The 26,191-nt window shown below is 39.9% G+C and carries 25 protein-coding genes and 2 pseudogenes; 10 read left to right on the top strand and 17 right to left on the bottom strand.

Annotated elements, in window-relative coordinates:
* The first annotated feature begins 7 nt into the window (after nucleotides 1–7).
* Entirely contained in the window at nucleotides 8–1,477 is a 1,470-nt protein-coding gene (locus B9T36_RS07295; protein WP_228146981.1) for a hypothetical protein, read from the top strand.
* A 55-nt stretch (nucleotides 1,478–1,532) separates the two neighbouring features.
* Here B9T36_RS07295 and B9T36_RS07290 read toward each other — a convergent pair whose 3' ends face one another.
* The 3 genes from B9T36_RS07290 to B9T36_RS07280 form a co-directional block, all read right to left on the bottom strand.
* Complete coding sequence (locus B9T36_RS07290; RefSeq protein ID WP_086208834.1) at nucleotides 1,533–1,982, bottom strand: VOC family protein; 450 nt, start codon at nucleotides 1,980–1,982, stop codon at nucleotides 1,533–1,535.
* Between the two features lie 183 nt (nucleotides 1,983–2,165).
* Nucleotides 2,166–3,341: a thiolase family protein gene (locus B9T36_RS07285; RefSeq protein WP_086208833.1), complete on the bottom strand. Its 1,176-nt coding sequence runs from the start codon at nucleotides 3,339–3,341 to the stop codon at nucleotides 2,166–2,168.
* Between the two features lie 101 nt (nucleotides 3,342–3,442).
* Nucleotides 3,443–3,967: a GspH/FimT family pseudopilin gene (locus B9T36_RS07280; protein WP_086208832.1), complete on the bottom strand. Its 525-nt coding sequence runs from the start codon at nucleotides 3,965–3,967 to the stop codon at nucleotides 3,443–3,445.
* Nucleotides 3,968–4,341: 374 nt separating this feature from the next.
* Between B9T36_RS07280 and omp38 the strand changes: the two genes are divergently transcribed.
* Nucleotides 4,342–5,349 (top strand): outer membrane protein Omp38, encoded by a 1,008-nt coding sequence (omp38, locus tag B9T36_RS07275; protein WP_086208831.1) that lies wholly within the window; start codon nucleotides 4,342–4,344, stop codon nucleotides 5,347–5,349.
* Nucleotides 5,350–6,032: 683 nt separating this feature from the next.
* Here the strand turns inward: omp38 and B9T36_RS07270 are convergent.
* From B9T36_RS07270 to B9T36_RS07260, 3 genes are all read right to left on the bottom strand, one after another.
* The gene (locus B9T36_RS07270; protein ID WP_086208830.1) at nucleotides 6,033–7,496 is read right to left on the bottom strand and encodes an amino acid permease; all 1,464 of its coding nucleotides are present in this window, start codon (nucleotides 7,494–7,496) and stop codon (nucleotides 6,033–6,035) included.
* Nucleotides 7,497–7,505: 9 nt separating this feature from the next.
* Nucleotides 7,506–8,531, bottom strand: coding sequence for a class I SAM-dependent methyltransferase (locus tag B9T36_RS07265; RefSeq protein ID WP_086208829.1), 1,026 nt, complete (start codon nucleotides 8,529–8,531; stop codon nucleotides 7,506–7,508).
* A gap of 67 nt (nucleotides 8,532–8,598) precedes the next feature.
* On the bottom strand, nucleotides 8,599–9,969 hold the full coding sequence (locus B9T36_RS07260) for a uracil-xanthine permease family protein (RefSeq protein WP_086208828.1): 1,371 nt from the start codon (nucleotides 9,967–9,969) through the stop codon (nucleotides 8,599–8,601).
* A 171-nt stretch (nucleotides 9,970–10,140) separates the two neighbouring features.
* Here B9T36_RS07260 and typA point away from each other — a divergent pair, with 171 nt between their 5' ends.
* The 3 genes from typA to B9T36_RS07245 all read left to right on the top strand — a co-directional run bounded on the left by typA (nucleotide 10,141) and on the right by B9T36_RS07245 (nucleotide 13,079).
* Complete coding sequence (gene typA / locus B9T36_RS07255; protein WP_004695169.1) at nucleotides 10,141–11,979, top strand: translational GTPase TypA; 1,839 nt, start codon at nucleotides 10,141–10,143, stop codon at nucleotides 11,977–11,979.
* 201 nt (nucleotides 11,980–12,180) lie between these two features.
* Nucleotides 12,181–12,615 carry a large conductance mechanosensitive channel protein MscL gene (mscL, locus tag B9T36_RS07250; RefSeq protein ID WP_086208827.1) on the top strand — a complete coding sequence of 145 codons (435 nt, stop codon included), beginning with the start codon at nucleotides 12,181–12,183 and terminating at the stop codon, nucleotides 12,613–12,615.
* A 134-nt stretch (nucleotides 12,616–12,749) separates the two neighbouring features.
* The gene (locus B9T36_RS07245; protein ID WP_086208826.1) at nucleotides 12,750–13,079 is read left to right on the top strand and encodes a gamma-glutamylcyclotransferase family protein; all 330 of its coding nucleotides are present in this window, start codon (nucleotides 12,750–12,752) and stop codon (nucleotides 13,077–13,079) included.
* A gap of 55 nt (nucleotides 13,080–13,134) precedes the next feature.
* Here the strand turns inward: B9T36_RS07245 and B9T36_RS07240 are convergent, their stop codons facing one another.
* Nucleotides 13,135–13,419: a peptidylprolyl isomerase gene (locus tag B9T36_RS07240; RefSeq protein WP_086208825.1), complete on the bottom strand. Its 285-nt coding sequence runs from the start codon at nucleotides 13,417–13,419 to the stop codon at nucleotides 13,135–13,137.
* Complete coding sequence (mutM, locus tag B9T36_RS07235) at nucleotides 13,416–14,276, bottom strand: bifunctional DNA-formamidopyrimidine glycosylase/DNA-(apurinic or apyrimidinic site) lyase (RefSeq protein WP_086208824.1); 861 nt, start codon at nucleotides 14,274–14,276, stop codon at nucleotides 13,416–13,418. The genes B9T36_RS07240 and mutM overlap by 4 nt, the downstream gene beginning before the upstream one ends.
* Nucleotides 14,277–14,612: 336 nt before the next feature.
* Between mutM and B9T36_RS07230 the strand changes: the two are divergent.
* From B9T36_RS07230 to B9T36_RS07220, 3 genes and pseudogenes are all read left to right on the top strand, one after another.
* Nucleotides 14,613–14,921: pseudogene (locus B9T36_RS07230) on the top strand (carbohydrate porin); the annotation flags it as partial.
* A 158-nt stretch (nucleotides 14,922–15,079) separates the two neighbouring features.
* Entirely contained in the window at nucleotides 15,080–16,195 is a 1,116-nt protein-coding gene (locus B9T36_RS07225; protein WP_086208823.1) for an NADH:flavin oxidoreductase/NADH oxidase, read from the top strand.
* 90 nt (nucleotides 16,196–16,285) lie between these two features.
* Complete coding sequence (locus tag B9T36_RS07220; protein WP_086208822.1) at nucleotides 16,286–17,209, top strand: AEC family transporter; 924 nt, start codon at nucleotides 16,286–16,288, stop codon at nucleotides 17,207–17,209.
* Between the two features lie 39 nt (nucleotides 17,210–17,248).
* Here B9T36_RS07220 and B9T36_RS07215 read toward each other — a convergent pair whose 3' ends face one another.
* On the bottom strand, nucleotides 17,249–18,055 hold the full coding sequence (locus B9T36_RS07215) for a tetratricopeptide repeat protein (protein WP_086208821.1): 807 nt from the start codon (nucleotides 18,053–18,055) through the stop codon (nucleotides 17,249–17,251).
* A 293-nt stretch (nucleotides 18,056–18,348) separates the two neighbouring features.
* Here B9T36_RS07215 and B9T36_RS07210 point away from each other — a divergent pair, with 293 nt between their 5' ends.
* Both B9T36_RS07210 and B9T36_RS07205 read left to right on the top strand, forming a co-directional pair.
* Nucleotides 18,349–18,594 (top strand): hypothetical protein, encoded by a 246-nt coding sequence (locus B9T36_RS07210; RefSeq protein WP_004695190.1) that lies wholly within the window; start codon nucleotides 18,349–18,351, stop codon nucleotides 18,592–18,594.
* Nucleotides 18,595–18,924: 330 nt separating this feature from the next.
* Nucleotides 18,925–20,100 (top strand): annotated as a pseudogene (locus B9T36_RS07205) (PQQ-dependent sugar dehydrogenase).
* Nucleotides 20,101–20,145: 45 nt separating this feature from the next.
* On the opposite strand, the gene B9T36_RS07200 reads toward B9T36_RS07205, so the two are convergent.
* From B9T36_RS07200 to B9T36_RS07165, 8 genes are all read right to left on the bottom strand, one after another.
* Nucleotides 20,146–20,514 carry a hypothetical protein gene (locus B9T36_RS07200; RefSeq protein ID WP_139841351.1) on the bottom strand — a complete coding sequence of 123 codons (369 nt, stop codon included), beginning with the start codon at nucleotides 20,512–20,514 and terminating at the stop codon, nucleotides 20,146–20,148.
* A 225-nt stretch (nucleotides 20,515–20,739) separates the two neighbouring features.
* Nucleotides 20,740–21,444, bottom strand: coding sequence for a phage baseplate protein (locus tag B9T36_RS07195; RefSeq protein ID WP_086208819.1), 705 nt, complete (start codon nucleotides 21,442–21,444; stop codon nucleotides 20,740–20,742).
* The gene (locus B9T36_RS07190) at nucleotides 21,444–21,977 is read right to left on the bottom strand and encodes a DUF2313 domain-containing protein (protein WP_086208908.1); all 534 of its coding nucleotides are present in this window, start codon (nucleotides 21,975–21,977) and stop codon (nucleotides 21,444–21,446) included. Before B9T36_RS07190 ends, B9T36_RS07195 begins: the two co-directional genes overlap by 1 nt.
* Complete coding sequence (locus B9T36_RS07185; protein ID WP_086208818.1) at nucleotides 21,977–23,020, bottom strand: baseplate J/gp47 family protein; 1,044 nt, start codon at nucleotides 23,018–23,020, stop codon at nucleotides 21,977–21,979. Before B9T36_RS07185 ends, B9T36_RS07190 begins: the two co-directional genes overlap by 1 nt.
* Nucleotide 23,021: 1 nt before the next feature.
* On the bottom strand, nucleotides 23,022–23,384 hold the full coding sequence (locus B9T36_RS07180; RefSeq protein WP_086208817.1) for a phage GP46 family protein: 363 nt from the start codon (nucleotides 23,382–23,384) through the stop codon (nucleotides 23,022–23,024).
* 3 nt (nucleotides 23,385–23,387) lie between these two features.
* Nucleotides 23,388–23,888: a phage baseplate assembly protein domain-containing protein gene (locus B9T36_RS07175; RefSeq protein WP_086208816.1), complete on the bottom strand. Its 501-nt coding sequence runs from the start codon at nucleotides 23,886–23,888 to the stop codon at nucleotides 23,388–23,390.
* On the bottom strand, nucleotides 23,885–24,982 hold the full coding sequence (locus B9T36_RS07170; RefSeq protein ID WP_086208815.1) for a phage baseplate assembly protein: 1,098 nt from the start codon (nucleotides 24,980–24,982) through the stop codon (nucleotides 23,885–23,887). Before B9T36_RS07170 ends, B9T36_RS07175 begins: the two co-directional genes overlap by 4 nt.
* Nucleotides 24,972–26,156 carry a DNA circularization N-terminal domain-containing protein gene (locus B9T36_RS07165; protein WP_086208814.1) on the bottom strand — a complete coding sequence of 395 codons (1,185 nt, stop codon included), beginning with the start codon at nucleotides 26,154–26,156 and terminating at the stop codon, nucleotides 24,972–24,974. Before B9T36_RS07165 ends, B9T36_RS07170 begins: the two co-directional genes overlap by 11 nt.
* Nucleotides 26,157–26,191: the final 35 nt, after the last annotated feature.

The raw sequence follows: 26,191 nt of genomic DNA, 5'->3' as shown, positions 1-26,191 counted from the left end.
ATCGACAGTGAATGACAGCTATTTCATAATTTGTTATAAAAATAAAATTCTTTCATTAAAAAATAAAATGTTAAACTTTTTAAAAAAGCTCTTTGGTTTGTCTGAGCAACATATAAATGCATCTAATGTATTTGAAAAGCAGTCCGTTGAATGTTTAGAAGAACAATCTTCTTATGTAATTATGCCAAAAATAAAAAATGAAAATCTTGAAGAAAGTTCTTTAGATGAATTGCTTTGGCAGCTTAGAAGTTATGATGGGTATATACGTCAGAGTACATTAGAACAACTGCGAGACTGTTATGAGACTGCACTTTTTCCAGCTTTATTATTTCGGTTAAGTGACTATGTTCCAATTAACCAAAAGTTGGCAGCTGCACACTTGCAACGGTGGAGTCAAAGGCCTGAATTTAGTCGGCTCTGTGTTGATTATTTTTTAGATATTGCGGCGATACAAAAGCGAATACGCGTTGTTACTGAAGTTGAAGAATTATTATTGAAAGAGGTTGCTAATAATAAAAGTTATTTGCAAGACACCTTGATTTCATTACAAGGAGAACTTCCTCGTATTTTGTTGGTTTATATCAAAAAATACCAATGGGTTGAACATGATTACTTGATTGAATTATGCAAAGTTGCGAAAGACCAAATAGTCCGTAAATTTTGGCTTGATTTTATTATTCAAACTCAATCAAATCATGAACTTATGATTGAACTCCAAACTTCAAAATTTCGAGATGTGCAGTATCGTTTATTTGATGTCTTGTATCATAGAGGTGTTTTAACAACGGATGATTTAATTAAGCTTTGGCACAGTCATTATTTATCTATAATGGATTATGCATATTTTGCTTTAAGGCAATGTCAATTTAATTTTAAAGAATATTTTACTCAATATTCTATTGATAGTTTAAACCGACAACAGCTGAAAATTAGAGCTTTTCAATGGATTCTATGGAAAGGTGATTTACCTCATTTTTTTCATATTATTGAAAAAATGGAATCTCAAAAAGTTGCAAATGCATTGGTCTTATTTGCATTGAAACAAAAAAATATCAAACTAAATCAATATTTAGAATATTTTCATTCTACTCAACAAATAGTGTCACTATCTCAATTTATTAAAGCAAAAGGATATTGTGATACCCAGCCTACTTTAGATGAATTAAAACAGTATTTATGCTTAGTCGAAGGAAGTTTGTCATTTCAGCAAAAATTAGACTTAACGCAAGGTTATAGTTTATGGGATCAGCTTTATTGGTTTGTTACGCAGCAAAAATTTATAGAAACTGAGAAAGATCAGCAGAGCTTTTACTATCATTTACGGTGTCGTCTACAATTTCTTAGTTATGAAACCTATCCACCGAGATGGACTGTACTTCAGAAAAATGAAGTGAAACAACATTTACCAACTTTTATGAAACAATACCCTGAGATTTTTGAAGATATTGGAGTTCGTAAAATATTAGAAAACATATAAATAGAGAAATAATAATGCAATATCAATTTGAGATTGCATTATTACAAATATGCAATTATCCATCTAGTTGGCAATTCACCATCCATTTAATTCCAAACTGATCAGTAAATGCGCCATAGAGTGCACCCCAAAAGGTTTTCTCTAGAGGCATCTCTATTTTTCCATTGATTGAAAGTGCATCAAATAAACGTTTTGCATCGGCTTGCTCATGGGCTTCCAAATTGATCGAAATATAATGGTTATTACCTACTGTAAATACAGTATTGCTTTGGGCACAAAACTGATCATTCGTGTCGGATGCCATAAGCACTGTTGTTTCGTTAATCGGTAATGAAACATGCATGATTTTTTGTTGCTCAGCTTGGGAAAGGGTGACTGAACTTTCATCTGAAGGTAAATCTCCATAACGCATGAAGGTTGCAAACTCTCCACCAAAGACAGATTTGTAAAAATTAAAAGCGGCTTCGGTTTGACCGTCAAAGTTGAGGTAGTGATTCAGTTGCATTGTCTTATCCTTGTTGTTTTTTTCGTCGTTATTTTAACAAGTCGTTGAGATCGACCATAATACAATCTTGTAATAGAAAATCCCCCGAAGTCGAGGGATTCTCATAAATATCGCTTTTATATCAGCTAATCATTCAATCTTTTATTGTATAAAATATGTCAATAAAAGAAGGTTGCTTGCATCTTAAAGTAATTCAATCGCGACAGCAGTCGCTTCACCGCCGCCGATGCATAGTGCTGCAATCCCTTTTTGACCACCTGTGCGTTTAAGTGCATGAATTAAAGTGAGGATAATACGTGAGCCTGTTGAACCGACAGGATGACCCAGTGCGCAAGCTCCACCATTGATGTTCACTTTTGCAGGATCAAGCTTGAAGTCATCTATTGGACACATGGTCACCATTGCAAAAGCTTCATTGATTTCCCAAAGGTCGATCTCTTGTGCATCCCACCCCGTTTTTTTCAGTACTTTTTCAATTGCACCGACGGGTGCAATGGTAAACTCTGATGGATGTTGTGAATTCGAAGCATAAGCCACAATTTTAGCTAATGGGGCTAAACCTTTGTTCGATGCATTCTCTGCTGAAGTTAAAACCAATGCTGATGCACCATCCGAGATTGAACTTGCATTTGCCGCAGTGATGGTGCCGTCTTTAGCAAAAGCAGGGCGAAGGCTTGGAATTTTTGCAATGTTGGCATTGAACGGTTGTTCATCTTTATCAATGACAACATCCCCTTTACGGGTTGCTACAGTCACAGGCACAATTTCATCGGCAAAGTAACCTTCGTTGACCGCTGTTTGTGCGCGTTCTAAAGAGCGAATCGCGAAGGCATCCATTTGCTCACGCGTATAGCCACGAGTATTGGCCATATCTTGTGCAAAAGAACCCATCAAACGGCCTGTTTCAGCATCTTCTAAACCATCAAGGAACATGTGGTCTTTGACATCGCCATGTCCCATACGGTAGCCCGCACGCGCTTTGGTTAAAATATAAGGTGCATTTGTCATCGACTCCATGCCACCTGCAACAACAATATTTGCAGAACCAGCTTTGATCATGTCCGCCGCTTGCATAACTGCTTTCATACCAGAACCACAGAGCTTATTAATGGTTACGGCACCTGTTGAATCAGGTAAACCAGCTTGGCGCATAGCTTGGCGTGCTGGACCTTGCTTTAAACCGGCAGGTAGAACACAGCCCATAATGACTTCTTCTACATCGTTTGCTTGTAAGCCTGCTCGAGCAATCGCTTCTTTGATGGTCACAGCACCGAGTTCAGGCGCAGTTACGCTTGCTAAACTGCCTTGAAAACCACCCATTGCGGTACGTGCACCATTTACAATCACGATGTCTGTCATTTTCTTCTCCGAAATCACTTATCTGTTTTGTTGGAAACTTAAGCAGTATATGCAAATTTTTTAGAGTGAAAAGCTGAAAACGTGATTATGGACTCATGGGTCTAGTTACAGGTATTGAGTGGTTCGGCTCGGAGCTGTCCCATTTTGCTCATGACTAGTTTAAAATGATCTGAGCTTTGCAAAGAGCAATAATAAAAAGTTCCATTTGAGCCGAGAGGGAGACCATTTTCAGCTTTAAAGCTTAAGGACGGAAGATTGAGGGTGCCTCGCCAATCAAGATTGCCATATTTGAGCTGTTGCTGTTCTGTTCGAATAATGGTTTCAGTGGGATCTACTCGTCGGTTTTTATTATTATCGATAAATACAATAAAGCCTGTGTTCCATTGATGATTCTGGCATTGAACGAGGTCTTGACTTGGACAAATGGTGATATTTTGATGTTGTAAGTTGGCTATATTCTTGGCAGCCTGAATACTATTTCTTAATATATTCAGCGTCTTGCTTCGCTCTTGAGAGGCCATGTGTTGATGAAAATATGGCAGGGCGAGTGTGCAAATGATGGCAAGAATAGTGATGGTAATCACAAGTTCAAACAAAGTTATCCCTTTTTTATTGATATAAAACATGTATTTATCCGTATTTTTTATTTTAAGATTATTTTTTATTTATTAAAGCTTTGTTTATCAAACAAATTTTATACATAATTAGTAGTACTCAACTTGTTCAAAAAGCTGTTAAAATGTATGACAAGTGAAAATAAGCGATTCGCAACTAAAAATTGAGTAAAAAATTACCGAATTACAACGGAAATTGTAAGTAATTTTGTCAATAATTTACTTGATTAAAGTTATCAAGCACTTGGAAAAAAAATAAAGTGTTTGTATGATTCATTGCGAATAGCTTAAAAATAAAACTGGGGTATAAAAAAACCTATCTCAGAATGGTTAAATAATTTTAAGCTTAGCTTGAAAAACAATTGTTATCTCTGGAGGATAAATCCATGAAAATGAGTCGTATTGCATTAGCAATGCTCGTAGCTGCTCCTTTAGCTGCTGCAAACGCGGGCGTAACTGTTACTCCATTAATGCTTGGTTACACTTTCCAAGACAGTCAGCACAACAACGGAGTTGACCACTTAACTTCAGGTCCTGAACTTCAAGACGATTTATTCGTTGGTGCTGCTCTAGGCGTTGAATTGACTCCATGGTTAGGTTTCGAAGCTGAATACAACCAAGTTAAAGGTGATGTAGACGGTTTAGCTGCTGGCGCTGAATACAAGCAAACTCAAATCAATGGTAACTTCTATGCTACTTCTGATTTGATTACTAAAAACTACGACAGCAAAATTAAGCCGTATGTACTTTTAGGTGCTGGTCACTATAAATATGACATCGATGGTATTGCTAAAGACGAAGAAGGTACTTTAGGTAATGCTGGTCTTGGTGCTTTCTGGCGCTTAAACGACGCTTTATCTCTACGTACTGAAGCTCGTGCTACTTACAACATTGATGAAGATTTCTGGAACTACACAGCACTTGCTGGTCTTAACGTAGTTCTTGGTGGTCACTTGAAGCCTGCTGCTCCTGTAGTAGAAGTTGCTCCAGTTGAGCCTGTTGCTCCAGTTGAACCACAAGAGTTAACTGAAGACCTTAACATGGAACTTCGTGTGTTCTTTGATACAAACAAATCAAACATCAAAGACCAATACAAACCAGAAATCGCTAAAGTTGCTGAGAAGTTAGTTGAATATCCAAACGCTACTGCTCGCATCGAAGGTCACACAGACAACACTGGTCCACGTGCATTGAACGAACGTTTATCTTTAGCTCGTGCTAACTCTGTTAAATCGTCTCTAGTAAACGAATACAACGTTGACCCAGCTCGTTTGTCTACTCAAGGTTTCGCTTGGGACCAACCGATTGCTGACAACAATACTAAAGAAGGCCGTGCTATGAACCGTCGTGTATTCGCGACAATTTCTGGCAGCCGTACAGTTCAAGCTCAATAATTTGAGTTTTAACTAATAAAAAAACGACTCTTCGGAGTCGTTTTTTTATGCCTAAAAATAATGAAATTTATGTTAAGTCATGTTGATAACAATAAACCCATTACTTAATGCAAGAGCCGTTAAGACTTAGGGTCGTCATGGTTAGTTTCGTTATAGGATGATACTGTTAGAAGTTTCTAATTATAGGGATGGGGCTAAGAGGAATGATAAGGGTATTTACATTTATTCCTGCTTCATGACATTGATAATAGCTTTACCTTTAGAGTAAATGGATAATTCTAGTTATTTAACTTTACAAGGATGTGTTTGCCAACGAAATAATATTTCCAACTTGGAGCCACTTGAAACTACTTTATTTTCTGTCTAAAAAATAGATCGCGATCAGTGCTCAACAAGCTGTCTTCTTGAGTTGTGGCGGTGCGAATTTGGAGCTAAACCAAGTACGTTCTTTTTACTGCGTAAGTATGTCAATTGTTCATCTCACAAGTGAACGGATACTAGTTGCAGAATATTAACTAATTTTAGGCTAGATTCGAATTATAGCTATCGGTTTTATGTGACTTTAATAATTGAACTATCTTATTGAAAATTAAATTATTAATTGATGTGTTATGGTTTGAGTTAAACAATAAATGATGATAATAAAAAACAGCCCGAAGACTGTCTTTTATTATGAAAGGATTTTAATCGCGATCGGGGTTCATTGGACTGACATCCATCTCTTGATAAGAAACCAGTTTGGTTTTGTATTTCCACTTATAGCCTAACCAAATGATCAAGAACAAGAAAATACCAATATAGGTCGATAAAACAGAGAGCCATTCGCCATCAAGTACTGCTTGGTAGTTTTGACCTAAAACAACAATGGTACACAGAATAAAGGCAAACCATGGAGCAAAAGGGAAGAATTTGGCACGATAGGCTAGATCTTCAATTTTATGTCCTTGCGCAACATAACCTTTACGGAAACGATAGTGTGAAACAGCAATCCCTAACCAGACGATAAAACCACACATACCTGACATATTGAGCAGCCAGTTAAATACCTGCTTTTCACCAATAAAGGTAGTTAAGAAGCAAAGTGCGGCAATTGCTGTGGTCGCATAAAGGGCATTCATAGGTACGCCACGACGATCCAATTTTGAAAATGCTTTTGGTGCGCTACCATTTTGGGCCATGTCGAACAACATACGTGTTGACGAATACATTCCTGAGTTACCGGCTGAAAGAATGGCTGTTAAAATTACAGCATTCATTACACTGGCTGCAAAGGCAAAACCTGCTTTTTTATAGAGTAGAGTAAAGGGAGAGAGTGTAATATTCTCAGATGAAGCGGCTTGAAGGAGCAAGGGATCATCATAAGAAATCAGGGTGCCAATAATGAAAATACACACGACATAAAACAGAAGAATACGCCAAAAAATCTGTTTGATGGCGATTGGAATGGTTTTCTGCGGATCTTTTGATTCACCTGCAGCAACGCCAACCATCTCGGTACCTTGAAACGAGAACCCCGCAATCATCGCCACACCAATTAGTGCAGATAAACCACCAACAAATGGGGCTTCACCTTTGGTCCAGTTTGCAAATGTAGATACACCTGGTGTCATCATAATTTTAACAATCATGAAAATACCAATAATGATGAACACGATAATGGCAAGGACTTTGACTAAAGAAAAGAAAAATTCACTTTCACCAAAGCCTTTGACGGTGAGTGCGTTGATCCCAAAGACAACAGCTAGAAATAAGGCACTCCAGTAAAAACCAGGTAGGTCGGGGAACCAGAATTTCATAATGAATTGGACGGCAACCAATTCAAATGCCACCGTAATCGCCCAGTTATACCAATAGTTCCAGCCGAGGGCGAAACCAAAACCACCTTCAACATACTTGGTACCATAGGTGAAAAATGCACCCGATGTTGGGTTGTGTGTTGCCAACTCACCAAGACTGGTCATGAGAAAGTAAATCATCACACCAATTAAGCAGTAGGCCAATAACGCCCCGCCTGGACCAGCATTTGCAATGGTTGCACCTGAGGCAAGGAATAAACCTGTGCCAATTGAACCACCAATGGCGATCATATTCAGATGGCGAGCTCCAAGCTTTCGCTTGAGTTGAGCTGGTTGAGTCGTTTCGCTCATCATTGTTCCTTAAGATTTCTTTTGTGTGCTAGCAAACAGCACTTTAAAGCCTTGTTGATCGGCTTTGGTTGTACATTGGCCAAAACTTTGCTCAATGAGTAATGGATAATTCAGAAAGCGATTGGCAACAATCCACAACTCACCATCTGATTTGAGATGGCGGCGGGATGTTTTGCATAAATTTTCGCTGGCATTGTAATCTGTATGAATGCCCTGATGGAATGGGGGATTACTGACGATTGCGTGTAAAAATAGTGGCGCATCCTCAATTCCGCGAACTGCTTTGATCTCAAGTTGTTCTGGTAAAAGATTATTTTTTTCAAAAGTCATTTTTGTTGAAGCCAGTGCAAAGGCATCGACATCCAGTGCAAAGATACGATTTTTCGGATTTAACTTGGCTAAATAAGCACTAATCACACCAGCACCACAGCCAAAGTCTGCAATTTTGCCAGAGGTGACGTGGGAAAGGTGAGGCAATAACACGGCTGTTCCTACGTCTAGACGGCTTTGACTAAACACCCCCGGCAATGCGCAAATCTGTAATTCACCTTTTGGGGTGAGCACTGTGTAGTGCTGTGCCCAATCGACCAAAGGTTTTGCGGTTACGGTTTTTTCGGTGATCAATTGCCACATTTGGCAATGTCGGGCACTGTCTAATTTGAGTGTTTTACCAAATGGTTGTAGCTGTTTTGAAGCACGTTCTACACCGCCTTTCTTTTCACCGACTAAAAAGATTGATGCGCCTACGGCCAAACGACTGACCAGTTGGTGCAAGACGTAATTGAGAAGCTCTTTTGATTTTGGAACAAATACAATGGCTTGATCAAAAGCGACATCTGGTAAATCTGTACCAAAATGCACATCACTTTGTTGGTTTTGGAAATATTGTAATTCGTTAAAATTCCATGTCCAAAAATGTGGCTCTACAACCCCAGTTAGTTGCGTATTTAATTCGTCACACGGTGCATTGACCAGTAAGACTGAACCAGAGAGAAATTCCTGCTGGCGAAGAACAACTTCACTTCGTGGATCCATTTTATATACTCCATAGTAAAAACGATGCCCAGACAGTGCTGGGCTACGTGCATACTGAAATGAAAACTTATTTCTTCGGCTCAGGAAGAATAATGTTTAATAACAATGCTGCAATACCGCCTGTCGCAACACCTGAACTAAAGATGTTACGGAATAATTCTGGCAAATGTTCCAAAATTTGTGGAACTTGTGCAACACCTAAACCGAGCGCCAGCGAAATGGCAATGATCAGTAGTGCTCGGCGGTCAAGGTGAACACCCGAAAGAATATTAATCCCTGATGCAGCAACAGCACCGAACATCACCATCACAGCACCACCTAGAACAGCTTGAGGCACTGCCTGAATCACACCTGCAACCGCAGGCAGTAAACCTAGAATCACCAATAGCGCAGCAATCCAGATGCCGACATAACGACTCGCCACCCCAGTAAGTTGAATCACGCCATTGTTTTGTGCAAAGACCGAGCTAGGGAAGGTATTGAAAATACCTGCAAGCAAAGAATTTGCACCATTCACCAAGACACCACCTTTAATACGCTCCATCCATGTTGAACCATCGACAGGTTGGTTGGAGAGTTTAGAGGTCGCTGTAATATCGCCAATCGCCTCTAAAGAGGTTACAAGGTAAATAAAGGCCATTGGAATAAACAAGCTCCAAGAGAAGTCTAAACCAAAGTGCATGGGGGTTGGAACTTGAACTAGGGGGGCGTCCTGAACACCCGAAAAGTCAAGATGACCCATAAAGCCAGCCAATATATAACCGACAATCAGTGCGATTAAAATAGCCGAGCTTTTCACCCAAGTAATACGAATACGGTTCAAGATGATGATCAATGCCAGCACTGTACACGACATGATGAGATTGTCTGCATTGGCAAAAGTGTTGTTTGACATGGCTTGATAGCCACCACCCATGCTGATGAGACCTTCTTTGATGAGGGTCAAACCTATCAATAACACCACAATGCCTGTTACCAATGGGGTAATGAGCATTTTCACCCAAGGTAGGATGCGTGACACGCCCATTTCAATAAATGAACCTGCGATTACTACACCAAAAATGGCAGCCATGACGGATTCTACAGGAGTACCTGCAGCAACCATGGCAGAGCCAATTCCAATAATTGGACCGATAAAGTTAAAACTGGTCCCTTGAACAATCAGTAAGCCTGCGCCCAAAGGTCCAACTTTTTTACATTGTAAGAAGGTTGCAACACCTGAGATGACCAATGACATGGATAAAATCATGTTGGTATCTTCTTTCGACACACCAAGCGCTAAACAAATCAGCAAACCTGGAGTAACGATTGGGACGATAATGGCAAGGAGGTGCTGAAAAGCAGCAAGAAAAGCAATAAGTGGACGAGGGCGGTCATTTAAACCATAGACCAAATCAAGCTGATCTGGCTGATTAGGGGGGAGATTCTGATCAGACATAAGTCAAAAGATATTAGCAATGTGGCGCCATTCTAATCGCTTTACACGGCTTTACAAAATTAATTGCACACCACTTATCAAAAAAAACGAGTCTGTCAATAAACTGTCACTACTAAATTCTATTATTTTTCTGTATAATTTGCCCTCAAACTTTAGGCGTATCGAATTTACATGTCAGATATTAAAACTCTCCGCAACATTGCCATCATTGCGCACGTTGACCACGGTAAAACCACTCTAGTAGACAAACTTTTACAGCAATCAGGTGCACTTGGCGATCGTGCAGGTGAGATTGAGCGTGTCATGGATTCAGGCGCGATTGAAAGTGAACGTGGTATTACTATTCTTGCAAAAAACACTGCAATCAAATGGTTAGATGCACGTACCAATACAGAATACCGTATTAACATCGTCGACACCCCAGGACACGCGGACTTCGGTGGTGAAGTTGAACGCGTAATGTCTATGGTTGACTGTGTACTTCTTCTTGTTGACTCTCAAGAAGGTCCAATGCCACAAACTCGTTTCGTAACGCAAAAAGCGTTCGCACGTGGTTTGAAGCCAATCGTAATTATCAACAAAGTCGACAAGCCAAGCGCGCGTCCTGATTGGGTAATTGACCAAGTATTTGATTTGTTTGATAACCTTGGTGGTTCTGACGAACAGTTAGACTTCCCAGTTGTTTACGCTTCAGGTCTTCGTGGTGTTGCTGGTCCATCTCCAGAAGAACTTGCTGAAGATATGACTCCATTGTTCCAAACCATCGTAGACATTGTTGAACCACCAGCAGTTGATGTTGATGGTCCATTCCAAATGCAGATTTCTTCACTTGACTATAACAGCTTCGTAGGTGTTATCGGTGTTGGTCGTATTCAACGTGGTTCAGTTGGTCTGAACACTCAAGTTACTGTAATTGACAAAGAAGGTAAGACTCGTAACGGTCGTATCTTAAAAATCATGGGTTACCACGGTTTAGAACGTGTTGATGTTGATTCTGCTCAAGCAGGCGATATCGTATGTATCACAGGTATTGATGAACTTCATATCTCTGACACAATCTGTGATCCGAAAAATGTTGAAGCTTTACCGCCATTGTCTGTAGATGAGCCTACAGTAACGATGACTTTCCAAGTAAACAACTCTCCGTTTGCTGGTAAAGAAGGTAAATTCGTAACCTCACGTAACATCCGTGAGCGCTTAGACCGCGAATTAATTCATAACGTAGCGTTACGTGTTGAAGACACTGACAGTCCAGACCGTTTCAAAGTTTCTGGTCGTGGTGAACTTCACCTTTCAGTTCTGATTGAAAACATGCGTCGTGAAGGCTTCGAGATGGGCGTATCTCGTCCACAAGTAATCTTGAAAGAAGTTGATGGCGAAAAGCAAGAGCCATACGAAAACGTAACATTTGACGTTGAAGAACAGCACCAAGGTTCTGTAATGGAACAAATGGGTCACCGTAAAGGCGAAATGACCAATATGGAAGTTGACGGTAAAGGCCGTATCCGTATTGAGGCAACTGTTCCTTCACGTGGCTTGATCGGTTTCCGTTCAGAATTCTTGACCATGACTTCTGGTACAGGAATCATGACTTCAAGCTTCTCGCACTACGGTCCAATGAAACAAGGTACTGTTGCGAAACGTCAAAACGGTGTGTTGATTTCTATGGTTCAAGGTACTTGCCTTGGCTATGCATTGTTCACATTGCAAGACCGTGGTCGTCTATTTGCTAAACCTCAGTTAGAAGTTTACGAAGGTATGATCATTGGTATTAACTCTCGTTCAGATGACATGACAGTTAACCCAACTAAAGCAAAACAGTTAACAAACGTACGTGCTTCTGGTACTGATGATGCGTTGACTCTTGTTCCAGCTGTTGAATATACACTTGAACAAGCGCTTGAATTCATTGAAGATGATGAATTAGTTGAAGTAACTCCTAAGTCTATTCGTATCCGTAAGCGTTACTTGACTGAAAACGAACGTAAACGTAACCGTTCTGGTAAATAAGTTTTAAAAATGGTGTTGCCCCATGCGGGGCAGCGCCATTTAAAAATGTCATCAATCACTTGATGGCATTTTTTTTGTTTAAAATTAGCAAACCTATGTATAAAAACAGATGATTTCCGAGTAAATTACGTGGAAATGAAGCTATAAAATTAATGTATACTTCGTCACATAAATTAAAGTCAAAAAAAACTGGAGATTTAAATGAGTATTATGCAAGAGTTCCGCGAATTTGCGGTAAAAGGTAATATGATCGACTTGGCTGTCGGTGTGATTATTGGTGGGGCATTTGGTAAAATTGTTGATTCATTAGTGAAAGATATCATCATGCCATTGATTACTGTGATCACCGGTGGTGGTGTGGATTTCACACAAAAGTTCTTTGTTTTAGGCGATAACCCAAACAATTTACAGTCTTTAGATGAGTTAACCAAAGCAGGTGTAAATGTCCTGACCTATGGTAACTTCCTTACGATTTTAATTAATTTCATCATTTTGGCATGGGTAGTGTTCTTAATGGTGAAAATGATCAATCGTATGCGCCGTAAACAAGAAGAAGCTGCGCCAGAACCAGCGGCAACACCAGAAGATATCGAATTGCTACGTGAGATTCGTGATGAATTAAAAAAACGTCAATAATGAAAAGACGAAGATAACAAAAATAAAACGGCACATCATGTGCCGTTTTTTTCTTTATGCTTGATGAAAAGACTGGTTTTTGTACAGATTTAATTTTATGATGCGCGCAGTTTGAACCCGTATTGTGATGCTGCATGAATCAATTATTTGTCTATGGGACCTTACGTCCAAATCATGAAAATGCTCACCTTTTAGAGCGCATTGGTGGTATATGGCAAAAAGGCTATGTGCATGGCGTGGTCCATATTTTGGATTGGGGACCTGATAAAGGTTTATTTGCGATTGTGCTTGATTCTAAGGCACCTGCTGTTGAGGGCTATTTTTTCTGTAGCGAAAAGTTGGCTGAACATTGGGATGCATTGGATGAGTTTGAAGGAATACAGTATCAACGGGTAAAGGTGCAGGGGGTGTTAGCGTCTGGTGAACCTGTTGATGCGTGGACTTATGAGATGAAGGAAGCTTAATCAAGACCATGCTTATGGTGTGTTTGGACTTAAACACACCATATCTCGCTATATTTTAAAAATCCATACGGAATTTTATTTCTAATAAATGAAAACCAAATTGGCTTTTCACTGGGCCATGAAGTACTTTTTCTGCTGCAGTAAAGACCAATTTATCAATCACTGGAACCAACTGACCTTTTTTCACTTCGCCGAGCTCACCACCACGCTTAGCCGAGTTACAGGTGGAATATTGTTTGGCAATTTTAGCGAAATCGGCGCCATCGTGGATTTTCTTTTTCAGTTGTTCAGCGAGGTCTTTGTCTTTGACCAAAATATGACGAACAATGGCAGTTTTCATTTGGTTTTTCCTCGAACTATAGCCGTTGCTTTGGGCTTGGATTGCACTTTTTTCAGCGGTTGGCATTCTGGGCAAAACACCGAAGCGCGTTGTCCGAGTTTGATGTTTTCCAGCGTGGTTTCGCAGTTCACACACATTTCACCTGCTCGGCCATAAGCCAACAAGGTTTGTTGGAAATAGCCATTTTCTCCCATGGCGTTTGAATAGTCTCTTAAGGTCGAGCCTCCCAAGTTAATGGCCTGCTGCAAAATGCGTTTAATTTCGATCACCAATTGTTCAATTTGGCTATGCGTTAAACTCGATGCCACTTGCGCAGGGTGTATGCCCAAATTAAACAAACTTTCTGTGGCATAGATATTTCCAACACCAACCACTACATGATTATCCATGATTGCAACTTTTATGCCGACCTGCTTATTTTTCAGCTTTTGACTCAAATATTCAGTATTAAAATCTGTGTTCAGTGGTTCAGGTCCAAGTGTATCAATTAACTTGGCTTGTGAGTTTTCATCTAACCATAAGATACATCCAAAACGGCGCGGGTCATGGTAGCGTAGCTCGACATCTTCAAAACGAATAATTAAATGATCATGTTTTCTTAGAGGTTCGCCAATTTCACAAATCCGAAAACTACCCGACATGCCCAAATGCCAAAGCATGGTGTCCTGTTCAAAGCTTGCCAAAATGTATTTGGATCGCCGACTTAATTGAACTAAGCGCTGTCCGACCAGTTTGTTGAGATCTGCGGGAATTGGCCAACGTAGACTGGATTGACGAACTTCAACGCTGAGTACTTGCTGATCTAACAACGGTAATAAACTGGCTTTGGTAGTTTCAACTTCAGGTAATTCAGGCATGGCAACGTAAGATGATAAAACGTGAGCTTAATATTGCGGTGTACACGCAATATTGCAAGTAGTTTTGGCATCTGTCTTATTTTTCTAAGCATTTAGAACAAAATGAAAAGCAGAATGAGTACTTAGGTAGGAGTAGAGAGCAATTTTTATAGGGACAATCTTTGAACCATTTAAATCAAATCTTATATTTATAATTGTTGACTGTATTGATAACTTATTCTGAATAAAAAATAAAAAAATGCTGAGATCTTTCTTTTAAAATTATGTAATTTTCATTAAATTTTTCATCTAAATGAGGTGGATCTATATTCATTTTAAATCAGGGCTTAGGATTTCATGCGACAGTTCACGCTTTCTTTATGTGCAACGGCAATGTCTGTTTTAGCAACAATGAGTCATGCTGAACAAGTTTTGGATGCTCATGGCTAGTACTTATTCGGTGACTGGCAGGGAAAACGAACTGAATTGGCGCAAAAAGGGATCAAGTTTGAAGCGAATGCGTTAACAGATACCAATTATTTAGCGGATGGTGGACGTAACACTGGTAGAAGTCTGACAACGACTTCTCAGTTTTGGCTAGGCACACAATTTGATTTAGAAAAGTTGGCAGGCTGGGAGGGATTCATCGTTCGTTTTGTTGCGACGTGGTGGATAATGCCTTGGTCTTGGGATTTGTAAGCTGCATTATTTTCTAAATGGATAGCCATAAAAGTGCAAAGGTTTGACAGCAGATTTGCACTTTTAGCGTTGAATGCAAGGCACTTTATTTGTTATAGATCATAGTGAGTACAGGGAGAGCTGTGATGTCATTATTATTTCAACCCATTCAATTTGGGGATTTAAAATTAACAAATAAAATTGTGATTGCGCCCATGTGCCAATACTCTGCCAATGATGCTGGTGAACTCAGCTATTGGCATGAGCAACAATGGGCCAATTATGCGTTGTCTGGTGCAGGCTTATGCATTGTCGAAGCGACAGCCGTACAAGCGATAGGCCGGATTAGTTTTGCAGACTTAGGACTGTGGAATGATTTGCAACGTGCGCAAATGAAGGCCTTACTTCAAAAAGTCAAAACACTCTCCCCAATGCCTTTTGCTATTCAACTGGCACATGCAGGGCGTAAAGCATCGACCGACCGTCCTTGGTCGGGAAAAGGTCAGATCAAACCGAATCAGACGCATGGTTGGCAAACGGTGTCTGCTAGTGATGTGCCTTTTAAGCCCGAAGAGCATGCTCCACATGCTTTGAGTGTGACAGAAATGCAAGACATCATAGATGACTTTGCCAGTGCCGCTGTGCGTGCAGTAGATGCAGGTTTTGAGCTGATCGAACTACATGCAGCCCATGGCTATTTGCTGCATCAATTCATGTCGCCCCTGTCAAACCGACGGACGGATGAATATGGTGGAAGCTTTGAAAGCCGCATTCGATTTACCTTAGAAGTGTTCCAAGCCATTAAACAAGCCGTTCCTGAAAACTATCCCGTGGGCGTGCGTTTATCTGCAACTGACTGGATGGAGTCGACCGCAACAGAAAGTTGGGATATTGATTCAACGGTAGGTCTATCCAAGGCATTGGAGCAACTCGGTGCAGCTTATATTCATGTCTCAAGTGGTGGCTTGCATGTGGAACAAAACATTCAGATCAAGGCCAAATATCAAGTACCTTTTGCTCATGCGGTGAAGCAAGCAGTGCAAATTCCTGTGATTGCGGTCGGACTGATTACAGAAGCCAAGCAGGCTGAACATATTTTGGAAGCGCAAGAAGCTGATGCAATTGGTCTGGCGCGGGCTATGCTGTATGACCCACGATGGCCGTGGCATGCCGCCGCAGAACTAGGTGGAAAAGTCTCTATCGCACCACAGTATTTACGGTGTCAGCCACATGGAGTCAAAGATTTATTTTCTGCGTTCTAAGCCCATAAGTCTTTTTAAATATTTCAACTGAGTAAAGATGTGTTCTAGGATAGGTCTTTACTTACATCATCTGGAAAAGGAATAACTTGAATGATTTTCTCGGTAATTTTTCCAGTCTTTTTTTTGCTATTTCTTGGCTTTATTTCAGTCAAAATTCAATTGCTTGCTAAAGAACAAATTATAGCAATCAGTGCCTTTGTTATTAAAATTGCATTACCTGCTTTATTGCTGCACGCCTTGGCAACAAAGGACCTGCATGAAATTTGGTATCCGTCCTATTTCTTTGTTTATGCAGTTGTGACTTTTGGTTTATTCATTTCGGCTTTTATTCTCGGTCAAAAGCTTTTTAATAATCACTTTACCCACGCTTCAGTCTTCTCACTGGGTGCATCTATGTCCAATACAGGCTTATTGGGAGCCGCTATTTTGACGTTGCTGATGGGGAGTGAAGCGATGATTTATATTTCATTGGTGGTGATCATTGAAAGTGTATTTTTGGTTCCATTGATGCTCACTTTGGCTGAAATAGGCCGACAAAGGCAAGCCAATGTTGCTTCCATTTTAAAGACTACATTTCTTACGTTATTTAAAAACCCATTGTTCTTGTCGGTGATGATTGGCATGAGCTGTGCGATGTTTGAAATTAAAATTCCGCATTTAATAGACCAAGTGTTTGCAATGTTAGGTCAGACTGCCTCGCCTTTAGCCTTGTTTATTATTGGTGGTGGAATGGTCGGTCTCACTATTCAGTCTTTTAACCTGCAAACGGTTTATCTGGTGGTGTCTAAAAATATTTGTATGCCAATATTGGTTTATTTAGGACTGACCTATTTGACTGCATTGGACCAAAAGATGATTTATGCAGGGACCTTGATTGCAGCCTTACCGATGCCATCTCTATTTGGTATTTTTGGGCAAGTGTATGGTTTGAATGAAAAAGCACTCACCCCATTGATGATCAGCACGTTATTGAGTTTTGTGGTGGTCAGTGTCTTGATTGGTCTTTGGTGGTAAAAAAATACTCTCCTTGGAGAGTATTTTTGAAGAAAATATTTATTTTTTAACCGCTGCTGTTGCAGGGGACTTGGCTTGATTCGCCATCATGGTTTCAACCTGCGCTAATGACTCTTTCGCTTGTGGCACATTTTCTTTGGCTAGAGCAGTAAAAATTTTCTTCGCCTCTGGTAAGTTCTGCGGAATGATATTGCCATTGGCAAACATATTGCCCACGGCCATTAGGGCAGGAATGTAACCTTTTTTGGCTAAGTCTTGAATGCTGTTGAGACCTTTTTGAATCGGCGCTTCTTGTTTGTTTTTAAAGCCTGTGCTGATGTCGTACAAGGCTTGTGCATGAATGGCTTGATAGTTGCCTTTTTTCACCAAAGGATCAAGTTTCTTCAGGGCTAACTTTTCAGACTCTGGTTTATTTTCAGAAAATAACAGCACGGCATATTCAACAGTTGCATCATCAAAGCCTAGTTTAGAGGCAGCTTCAAAGTGTTGTTTGGCTTTGTTGAGGTCTTGTGGCAAGCCTAAAGTGCCAGTGACATAGTTTTTCGCAAGCACATAATGCGCAACAGGGTAGCCTTTGTTTGCAGCCTCTTGATAGAGCTGAATGGCTTTTTTCTCATTCTTCGCTGTGCCTTGGCCAGTCTGAGTCAAATAAGCCAAGTTGTACATGGCTTGTGGGTTGCCAGACTTTGCCAGTTTTTCTAAAGACTGATATGCCCCCGTCATATTGTTGGCTTTGACCATTTCCTCAATCTTGGCAAATTCAGGGTTGATGGTATCTTGAGTGGTGGCTGCAAGTGCAAGCTGGCTAGTGAGTGCAATTAAGCTTGCAAGTACGAGTTTCTTCATGTTTTATAAACCTTTTTCGTACACATAAGTCCATCTATGTGCGTATTTGTTTTTAGTCATTTCACATCATAAGTTGAATTGTGTGAATGTAAATATCTGAATTGTGTTTTGGTCTTACAAATTTCCGTTGATTATTTTGATCCAAATATATTTTTCCAATACAAACCTCGTGATGTACGGTGGAAAGGACCGAAACGTGTTATTGGTAGTTGTAGCTGATGAGCTTCGTGTTTTATTAGGATTCTGGCTTAGATTCTGTTTAAATAGCGCTGAAAATGAGAAGCGAGTTCAGCATGTTTATTAAGTCAATTAAGCGAAATTATTTAAAAGTTTTGGCCGATGAGTCGATTCCAGATGGCGAAAAAATTGATGCCTTATTGATGAAATTGGGTGGTGAGTTTTTAGTGAGCAAAGATGACCGCGTGTATATCTTTGAAAAAGATGGTGTGACCGCAAAATTTGATGCTAAACATGCACGAGATTTTTCATTTAAAGACTATCTCTGCAAAGACATGAATAAATTGTTTCATGATTTTTGATATTTAATGTTCATTGAAAATAAGTGAATTGTTAAATAAGGCTCTAAAAATGGTTTAAGTTCTTGGATGAGCTTTTTATCCAAGTACCGATGCTTGTTATAGAGTTCTAAAGCAATACTTTTGTATAGCCATATAACGACAATGAAGGCCTTAATCCACTGTAAAGACGTTTGCAGTGGTTGGGCTAAAAGATAATATAAAATAATAGTTTGTATATGAATAGCCTATACGATTTTCTAGAAAAAGCATTTGACGCTATGCTCATCATTCAAGTTATATCATATAAAAAGAAGCTTACTTTTCATAAGATGAATTGAGACGTATCACAATATGAAGAAAATACTGTCAATCTTATTTCTATGTTTATGTTGCTCAATGGCAGTTTTAGCAGGGCAGCCCAATCTTGTGCCTCATCAAATCAACTTGAAAAATGGGAAGCACTTTTCTCTAAATCTCCCCGCAAATTACGAAATCATTCCTGCGGCTGAAGGTTTAAAACGCGTTCGTTTTTTTAGCAAAGCACCTGACGGTAGAATGTTTGTAACGGATATGCACGATTTGACCGACAATAAAAAAGGCATTGTTTATATTTTGGATGAATGGAATGCTGAAACGGGGAAATTCGGCAAAATTATTCCTTATATGACGGGGTTAAAAAATCCAAATTCAGTCCAATTTTATACCGATTCTTCAGGATAAGATTGGGTGTATTTGGCTGAAACGCATCAGCTCACCCGACGAAAATTTACCCAAGATGAAATAAAATCCACGGCCAAAGCTGAAGTTCTAGCGACGTTTCCTGATTATGGTTTAAGTTATAAATATGGGGGCTGGCATCTAACACGAACTATTGCCGTAGGTGGGAACGGAAAAATTTATGTTTCCGTGGGTTCGAGTTGTAATGCTTGTGTCGAGAAAGAAAAAGTTAGAGCAACTGTTTTAGAAATGAATCCCGATGGTTCGGAACAAAAGGTTTTTGCCACAGGTTTACGCAATGCAGTGGGTTTGAGATGGATAGGTAAATTTTTATTTGCTACCAATCAAGGTGCAGATCATCTAGGTAAACATAAACCTGATGAAACTTTTTATGCACTTAAGCGTGATGTCGATTATGGTTGGCCATCTTGTTATTCGTCGAATGGTCAAATTTTTGCAGATCCAAAATTTAAACGTTCAACAGGATGTAAAAATGTACCGTCTCCTTATGTTTATTTCCCATCACATTCATCTGCTCTAGGCTTTGACTATTTTGATGATCCAAATACGGATGACACCATTAAAAATTCATTTTTAGTGGCTCTGCATGGTTCTACGGATGCCACGATTGGTCATGGTTATAAAATTGTGATTATGCGTAAAGGGCAAAAATTACAGACCTTTATGGATGGTTTTTTAGTGGATAAAACGGTAAATGGGCGACCCGCAGATATTTACCGAGTTGATGAAAATTCTTTTTATTTTTCAGATGATAAGGGCGGTGTGGTTTATTATGTGAGGCGGAAATAGTGTATTCATTTTTTTGATTCCGCACACCCAAATAACTATTTGAATTTAATTTTTAGCAACACATGGGAATTGATCAACTCCGACTCCTTCATGCATACACAAGTGTGTTTCGATGTAGTTAGTACTGTTGATTGTAACTAACTTTGGATGTGAACTTGGCATTTCAGCTTGAATTAAATTAATTTTATCGTCCATACCAACAAGGTAGCCTAGCTGATCACCATGAGGAAGCCCATTTTTAAAAGGCTCAATGGATGATATGTGATTATTTTTATATGTGATTTTTTGTGTATGATTTTTATCAATAACCAAAGTAAAAGTACTTCTCAGATTTTGAGTCTCACCGCCTGCAATATAAAACCCTGTTTCCTCTGTAAATGATGCCATATTCCCAATATTATCTTTATATTTCACTTCTAAAGTGATAATTGGATCGCTAAATTGTTTATTACCATCGTTTGGAGAAGTTTCGATTTTTAAATAAGTAATGAACTTAGAAAAAGATTTTGCAGTACCAACTGATGCGCGACGAGATAAATCAGCCGAAATTTTGAGATAAATAAAATAAATTAAGATTTCACCAGTCGTAAAATGTTTTCAGAATTTTGCATCTTTCAACATATCCAACATTGATCATCTTCACGCTGTACGTCTCCATCGGGCATCTACAACTGACGGCTGAACGTTATTGTGTCCTTCATTATTACCAACTGATCCAAGAGGGTTACCGTCTCCCGCAGAATTGGTTTCGCTAAAATCTTCCGCATCTGCACTATGCGTTGCAAATCCTGATGCATTGGTGGCAGGAAAACCTGTTTTATCTTGTGTACCTCCATCCTCATGCGCAAGACGAATAGGTAATTTATGCTTTGGTAACTCGCCAATAGTCAATTGATGCTCATATTCACCAGCAGTATTACCAACGGTTTTAGTCCAAGTTGGATCATCTTCCTGTGTTGATAAACCCACAGATGCCTTACCTTCACCATGACGTACCCATGTTGTTCCGATATATCTAGTGTTTGGATTAAAATCAGCAATGCCAAAGTCGATAACAATTCCGACTGGGTAAACAAAATCAACGATATTTTCAACAAACTCTTCTAAGAGTGTTGTGCGGTCAGAGATTCCTTTAACAACTGTAAAGACCTGATTCTTTTGTTCTGGATTTAAAGCCTGGCCAAAACCCTCAATGACATTAGCCAATTCTTCCTGAACATGGTTACACCACGACGGATCAAGATAAGTTGCTTCTTGACCTGATACATCATCATTAATATGAAAGCCTGTTTTATCAGCGCCATTGACATCTGGGCGAGCGTTTACAGTATCAATTCGTTTCATTAGATCACCTCAATGTCATAGCGAATATACGCAGGTAGATAGTTATAAATAATGCAGTCCATGTCTGCCAAAACAGGATTTTGTAGTTTTAATTTGACCTTATATCTCAGTCGGTCAGTATTGACTGGAGCATTGCATGCTGTTGTACATTGCATAGGTCTATACTTCACCAGTTCAATCAAGTTCACATTAAACAATATAAGAATCTGTTTTAAATATTCGGTATTTAAAACGTTCTTTGTATTTCTAATCCAGTTCACAATTGCCAAACGTTCCTCTACAGTTTGAGCGACGTTGGTCTGGCATTTGAGTGGTAAACCATATTCTTTTTCATATTCTTCAAGTAACTCAGCAGGAATAGATTCAAGAACATTTAAAAGACGTTTTGCATCGAGGTCACATTGAGCTAAAGCTTTTGCATGACCGTAAATGTCATCTGCAATATTGGTATGAGGTGACCTGTCATAACCACCAGTAGGAAGCAATTGACGAAGCACCATCTCATATAGTTTCGTGGTTTCTTCTAAAGTCATCATGCCGCGCTCACTGTTAAAGTACCAAGACGCAGCCAATATGTATTAAACGGATCAACTGTTGGCACAATGTTGGATGATGGTGATAACTCAAGATCTGTCACACCTGCTACCGCGATAATACGTGAAGTCAAAATAGCCGCTTGGTATGGCTCGACTGGATTAATCTCAGCAAAATAATTACGAATAACAGTTCTGACAGCATCTAAATCGGCTGTGCCATAAACAATCGCGGTCACTGGCACAAGCTGCTCAGTTGGAGAGTAAACAATACAATCCGCCCAAAAACCCGCATAGGTATCAAGTATTAGTTGTGCAGCATCTATTAGCGCCTGACTTGGCAATGTCGGTGGATCGCCAACTGCTGTGATCGCTACATCAAGCGAACCCAAGCCACGACGTTTGGGGTATGGATATACGCTATACACATTTGCAACGGTTTTTAGTACAGCAATCAAGTCTTCAGAACGATCACGAGATAAGCCTAACTGCTTTTGTTCAAGTAATCTGGCACGCCAATCTTCTAGTTCCTCTTCATTAGAGCCACCACCAATCGAAACATCTGTTGCGGTACCATTCAATCCAGCAGCTGGGCTGACCCACAGTAAAGTCCCTGTAAAATTCCAACTTGCACCCAATTGATCAGCGATAGCATCTATAGGTGTTGCTGTATTTGCCAATAACTCAGTATCACTTACGACAGACCAATAATGAGATTTACCATCGGTCAACTTAGTACCAGCAGAGATTGTTAAAGCAATATTAGACGTCGCTAAAACTGTACCTGAAGCTTGCGTGCCACCCAAACGTGGACGACCTAACTCATCTGCATGAATATACAAAAAGGCCTCATCAGCAGTCGCGACAAACAGTTGTTTCTGTATATAAACCTGATGGTGATATAAACCTTCAACAAGTGATGCAGTACCGTCTGCACGAATACCAGCATCACCATCATCAGAGATGCTCAAACCTGTTAAATTTCGAATTTCTTGAGTAATCAGATTCCGAATCTGTGCAAATGTTTTAACTGGATAAGCCATATCAGCCACCTACCGCAACAAAATATGGAATGGTCTGCTTTTCACCAGTCAGGCGCGTAATTTCAATGCTTAGATCAACACGGCTTTTGATGGTTTGAGTCGCTGATACAACAAGAGACTGTAATCGTGCAGGCACCAAGTCAGAAAGTGCTTCTTCAGCATATTGTTTAACTATCTGCATCATACGAGGTACGTCTTTAGATCGACGTAACGTATAGAGTCGGCTACCAAGATTTGGATCAGCCCAATACTTGCCCCGATGGATATTCAAGCGCAAACAAACAACTTGAACAACATCATCATTGAAAGCAGCATCAAGACTGGTGAGAACATAGTCTTTTGTTTCTAAATTAATCGTTCCCATTGATTACTCCATTGGTATAGATGGTGTTGGGCTACTGCCATGCTTATGGATGTTGTATACATCACGCATTTCTTGCATGGAGCCTGTTTGGTCAGCGATTTCTGCCAAGGATTTAATGTCTTTTTCAACCGTTAAACCGCCCTGGACAATTTCAACGTCACCGACCATTTTTATGCCTGTTTTATGCAGCAGTACTTGATGCCCAAACTGGTCATAAACACATGTTTCACCTTCAGCAACATTGACAACTACAGCACCACCAGTTGTGGCAATAACGACTGATTTAGCCGTTTTCCCCTGAAGGGGAATAACCACAACTTTAGCTTCGTCTGGAATATGCGCGTTGAAGCCAACTTGTTGTATAAGTTCAACTTCATTCAAGGTTTCGTCTTGTAGACCTTTGACCTGCAACACCTTAGAACCACCACGGGCAATGATCCCAAACATAGGGAATCTCAATTGACCTATCGCTTTCTTAATTTGTGCAGCCGCTGATCCAATCATTTTTGCACTCCTTTGGTTTTGGCCGTTTTTTTGGTTTTTTTCTGCTGAGGCTGTTTATAAATTAATGGCTGCGCCCAATCGCCTTGTCGTCTCAGCTCAAGTTTTGTGGTTTTGCCATTCTTACGAGATAAATTCAGTGTGCGACCAAGCACAGCCCACTTTGCTGTTGCATGACTGAGCGCATTGGTTTCTAAATTGATGTACCACCCAGCGCGCCAAACCTTGTTGTCAACAACCCAATCGTCAACTGTCGCAACTAAGCCATAAGCTGCGAGATTGTTATCTTTAATAATTTTAGTAAGCGCTGCGTCTGCTTCAGCTTTCGTCTCAACATCACCAAGCGTCACAATTTTTAAACGATTAAAACTGTACTGAGTTTGCGCTTTTGCTTCAGACAAAATAGATTGCGCATTGGCATCTTGACTCATCACTTTGATCTGACTAAAAACACCTGAAACGTCATTGGTGTATTGCAAATCAAGTACATTATTTGAATTATCAAGTGGCTTCATCAAACGTAAGGTCTCTTGCACTTGATATGGATTGGCGAATGGATCACCAATGCTCATTGAACCATCAGGTTCAAGCCACACGTGCTGGCCCGTAACTTGAGCAGCTTTTGCAATCGCATCCCAAAGCGATTCGCTTGGCTCTATTGAGACTTTATTCTTCAGCCAACTATTATCCTGAATGCGTACATCGTGAATGACTGAAGAAAGATCACCAGCCCGTACAAATCGTTGAAGTAACTCTTCAAGCGTGATCTGACGACCACTGAAAATCGGTACTGAACAGTCGATCAACTGACCCGCCAAATCACGACCTGAAATCTGTAAGCCATATCCGTCACGATTAACAGCTTCTTGGATAGTGTCTGCGATGGAAGTCAAAATGATTTCATCACCATAGAACAACTGAATTTTTACTGCGCCTTGAATACTGTCTGGTAATGTCTGACCAGCCTGACGAAACAGAGATAAACTCCAACTGTCCGCTGGGGTATTGATCTGACTATCACAGCTCACATTATCCCAATCACTGATCTCAATATCGCCAATAACAAGGCGAATTTCCTTACCTGAATTATCTTGCATAGATGGTTAATTCCGTGCCGATCTGCAAAATAGCAGGGTTGAATAAATCAGGATTCAAACGACGAATTTCATCTGCACGATCCATATCCCCATAGAGCATGTGCGCCAAGGAATGCATCGTGCAAGGGACTGAAATTGTCGTGAGCGTAATGGGTGGACGGACTTCTATTAGTTCTTGAATCTGCAAATGAACTAAATCAGCAACATCTTTGTACACCTGAATTTGTGCAACTGATTCAAATAACAAATCTGTAGCAGATTGCTCGCGTTCAGTTTTAATCACTTGTTGAACATTTTGGCGTACTTGCTGACGAATAATCGCAAGCTCTACAGGTGTAAAACTTGTTTGTTCATTCTGAGCCATCTCATCACGTACAGTCGTGACCACTTGCTGTGTGATAGTTACAGTGCTTGCAATCTGAGTCGCACGCCACGTTTGTTTTAGCTCAGGTAAGTCATCATCCTGAAATAGTTTTTCAAAACGCTGTACACGTTTAAACAAATCACGCCATTTTGCTATTGCAGAGATATTCGTATCAAAGGTTGCTAACTTAGTAACTTCATCAACTAACCCAACAATACTTTCAGCTGGAGATAAAACGCTTTCAATCGTGCTTTTAACAATTCCAAGGTACTGACGGGCTGTAGTGACGGCATTCTTGATGTTATTGATCACAGTAAAATAATTATTTGGATCGGTTATTTCTAACTGATTAAGTAATGTGTCCAGGGCAGCAGCGGGTGTTTCAGTAATTTCTGCTGGATCAATTTCATCAGGCGTAGAAACAGGTATAAATAATGGCCGTTCTTTGTCTTCTTGTTGAATAAAGTCGATGGATAATTTACAAAAATCGACGTCTTCGCTTGCATGAACGATGTTGTAGTTAACTACATTAACTTGCATCACACCGTGGATGGGATGAATGAGTTCGCCTGATCCAGTTACAACGAGTGCGGCCCAAAGCGCATCCATTTCTGTTTTATAATTTTCACCAGAAAAAACTGCATCAATACTGATTTTTAATGGGTCATTGCCCATATCCTCAATACTGGCCTTATTAGAGTAAGGGGCTTGCTTTATCGCTAGGCTTTTAGAGCCATTCTCAGATGTGTTTACACAGGCAAATGGAACCCCACGAAAACTTGCATCCTGAAGATCATCTTTCCAGCCCATATAAAAAACCTCACTTTTAGTGAGGTTATTATTCA

The sequence above is a fragment of the Acinetobacter sp. ANC 4204 genome (assembly GCF_002135205.1).
Taxonomy (GTDB): domain Bacteria; phylum Pseudomonadota; class Gammaproteobacteria; order Pseudomonadales; family Moraxellaceae; genus Acinetobacter.
This window is presented reverse-complemented; position numbering and strand designations above follow the sequence as displayed.

Excerpts from the sequence above, each read along its gene's own strand:
- B9T36_RS07290 (WP_086208834.1), bottom strand. The coding sequence starts at position 1,982 with ATGCAACTGAATCACTACCTCAACTTTGACGGTCAAACCGAAGCCGCT.
- B9T36_RS07285 (WP_086208833.1), bottom strand. The coding sequence starts at position 3,341 with ATGACAGACATCGTGATTGTAAATGGTGCACGTACCGCAATGGGTGGT.
- B9T36_RS07280 (WP_086208832.1), bottom strand. The coding sequence starts at position 3,967 with ATGTTTTATATCAATAAAAAAGGGATAACTTTGTTTGAACTTGTGATT.
- omp38 (WP_086208831.1), top strand. The coding sequence starts at position 4,342 with ATGAAAATGAGTCGTATTGCATTAGCAATGCTCGTAGCTGCTCCTTTA.
- B9T36_RS07270 (WP_086208830.1), bottom strand. The coding sequence starts at position 7,496 with ATGAGCGAAACGACTCAACCAGCTCAACTCAAGCGAAAGCTTGGAGCT.
- B9T36_RS07265 (WP_086208829.1), bottom strand. The coding sequence starts at position 8,531 with ATGGATCCACGAAGTGAAGTTGTTCTTCGCCAGCAGGAATTTCTCTCT.
- B9T36_RS07260 (WP_086208828.1), bottom strand. The coding sequence starts at position 9,969 with ATGTCTGATCAGAATCTCCCCCCTAATCAGCCAGATCAGCTTGATTTG.
- typA (WP_004695169.1), top strand. The coding sequence starts at position 10,141 with ATGTCAGATATTAAAACTCTCCGCAACATTGCCATCATTGCGCACGTT.
- mscL (WP_086208827.1), top strand. The coding sequence starts at position 12,181 with ATGAGTATTATGCAAGAGTTCCGCGAATTTGCGGTAAAAGGTAATATG.
- B9T36_RS07245 (WP_086208826.1), top strand. The coding sequence starts at position 12,750 with ATGAATCAATTATTTGTCTATGGGACCTTACGTCCAAATCATGAAAAT.
- B9T36_RS07240 (WP_086208825.1), bottom strand. The coding sequence starts at position 13,419 with ATGAAAACTGCCATTGTTCGTCATATTTTGGTCAAAGACAAAGACCTC.
- mutM (WP_086208824.1), bottom strand. The coding sequence starts at position 14,276 with ATGCCTGAATTACCTGAAGTTGAAACTACCAAAGCCAGTTTATTACCG.
- B9T36_RS07225 (WP_086208823.1), top strand. The coding sequence starts at position 15,080 with ATGTCATTATTATTTCAACCCATTCAATTTGGGGATTTAAAATTAACA.
- B9T36_RS07220 (WP_086208822.1), top strand. The coding sequence starts at position 16,286 with ATGATTTTCTCGGTAATTTTTCCAGTCTTTTTTTTGCTATTTCTTGGC.
- B9T36_RS07215 (WP_086208821.1), bottom strand. The coding sequence starts at position 18,055 with ATGAAGAAACTCGTACTTGCAAGCTTAATTGCACTCACTAGCCAGCTT.
- B9T36_RS07210 (WP_004695190.1), top strand. The coding sequence starts at position 18,349 with ATGTTTATTAAGTCAATTAAGCGAAATTATTTAAAAGTTTTGGCCGAT.
- B9T36_RS07195 (WP_086208819.1), bottom strand. The coding sequence starts at position 21,444 with ATGAAACGAATTGATACTGTAAACGCTCGCCCAGATGTCAATGGCGCT.
- B9T36_RS07190 (WP_086208908.1), bottom strand. The coding sequence starts at position 21,977 with ATGACTTTAGAAGAAACCACGAAACTATATGAGATGGTGCTTCGTCAA.
- B9T36_RS07185 (WP_086208818.1), bottom strand. The coding sequence starts at position 23,020 with ATGGCTTATCCAGTTAAAACATTTGCACAGATTCGGAATCTGATTACT.
- B9T36_RS07180 (WP_086208817.1), bottom strand. The coding sequence starts at position 23,384 with ATGGGAACGATTAATTTAGAAACAAAAGACTATGTTCTCACCAGTCTT.
- B9T36_RS07175 (WP_086208816.1), bottom strand. The coding sequence starts at position 23,888 with ATGATTGGATCAGCGGCTGCACAAATTAAGAAAGCGATAGGTCAATTG.
- B9T36_RS07170 (WP_086208815.1), bottom strand. The coding sequence starts at position 24,982 with ATGCAAGATAATTCAGGTAAGGAAATTCGCCTTGTTATTGGCGATATT.
- B9T36_RS07165 (WP_086208814.1), bottom strand. The coding sequence starts at position 26,156 with ATGGGCTGGAAAGATGATCTTCAGGATGCAAGTTTTCGTGGGGTTCCA.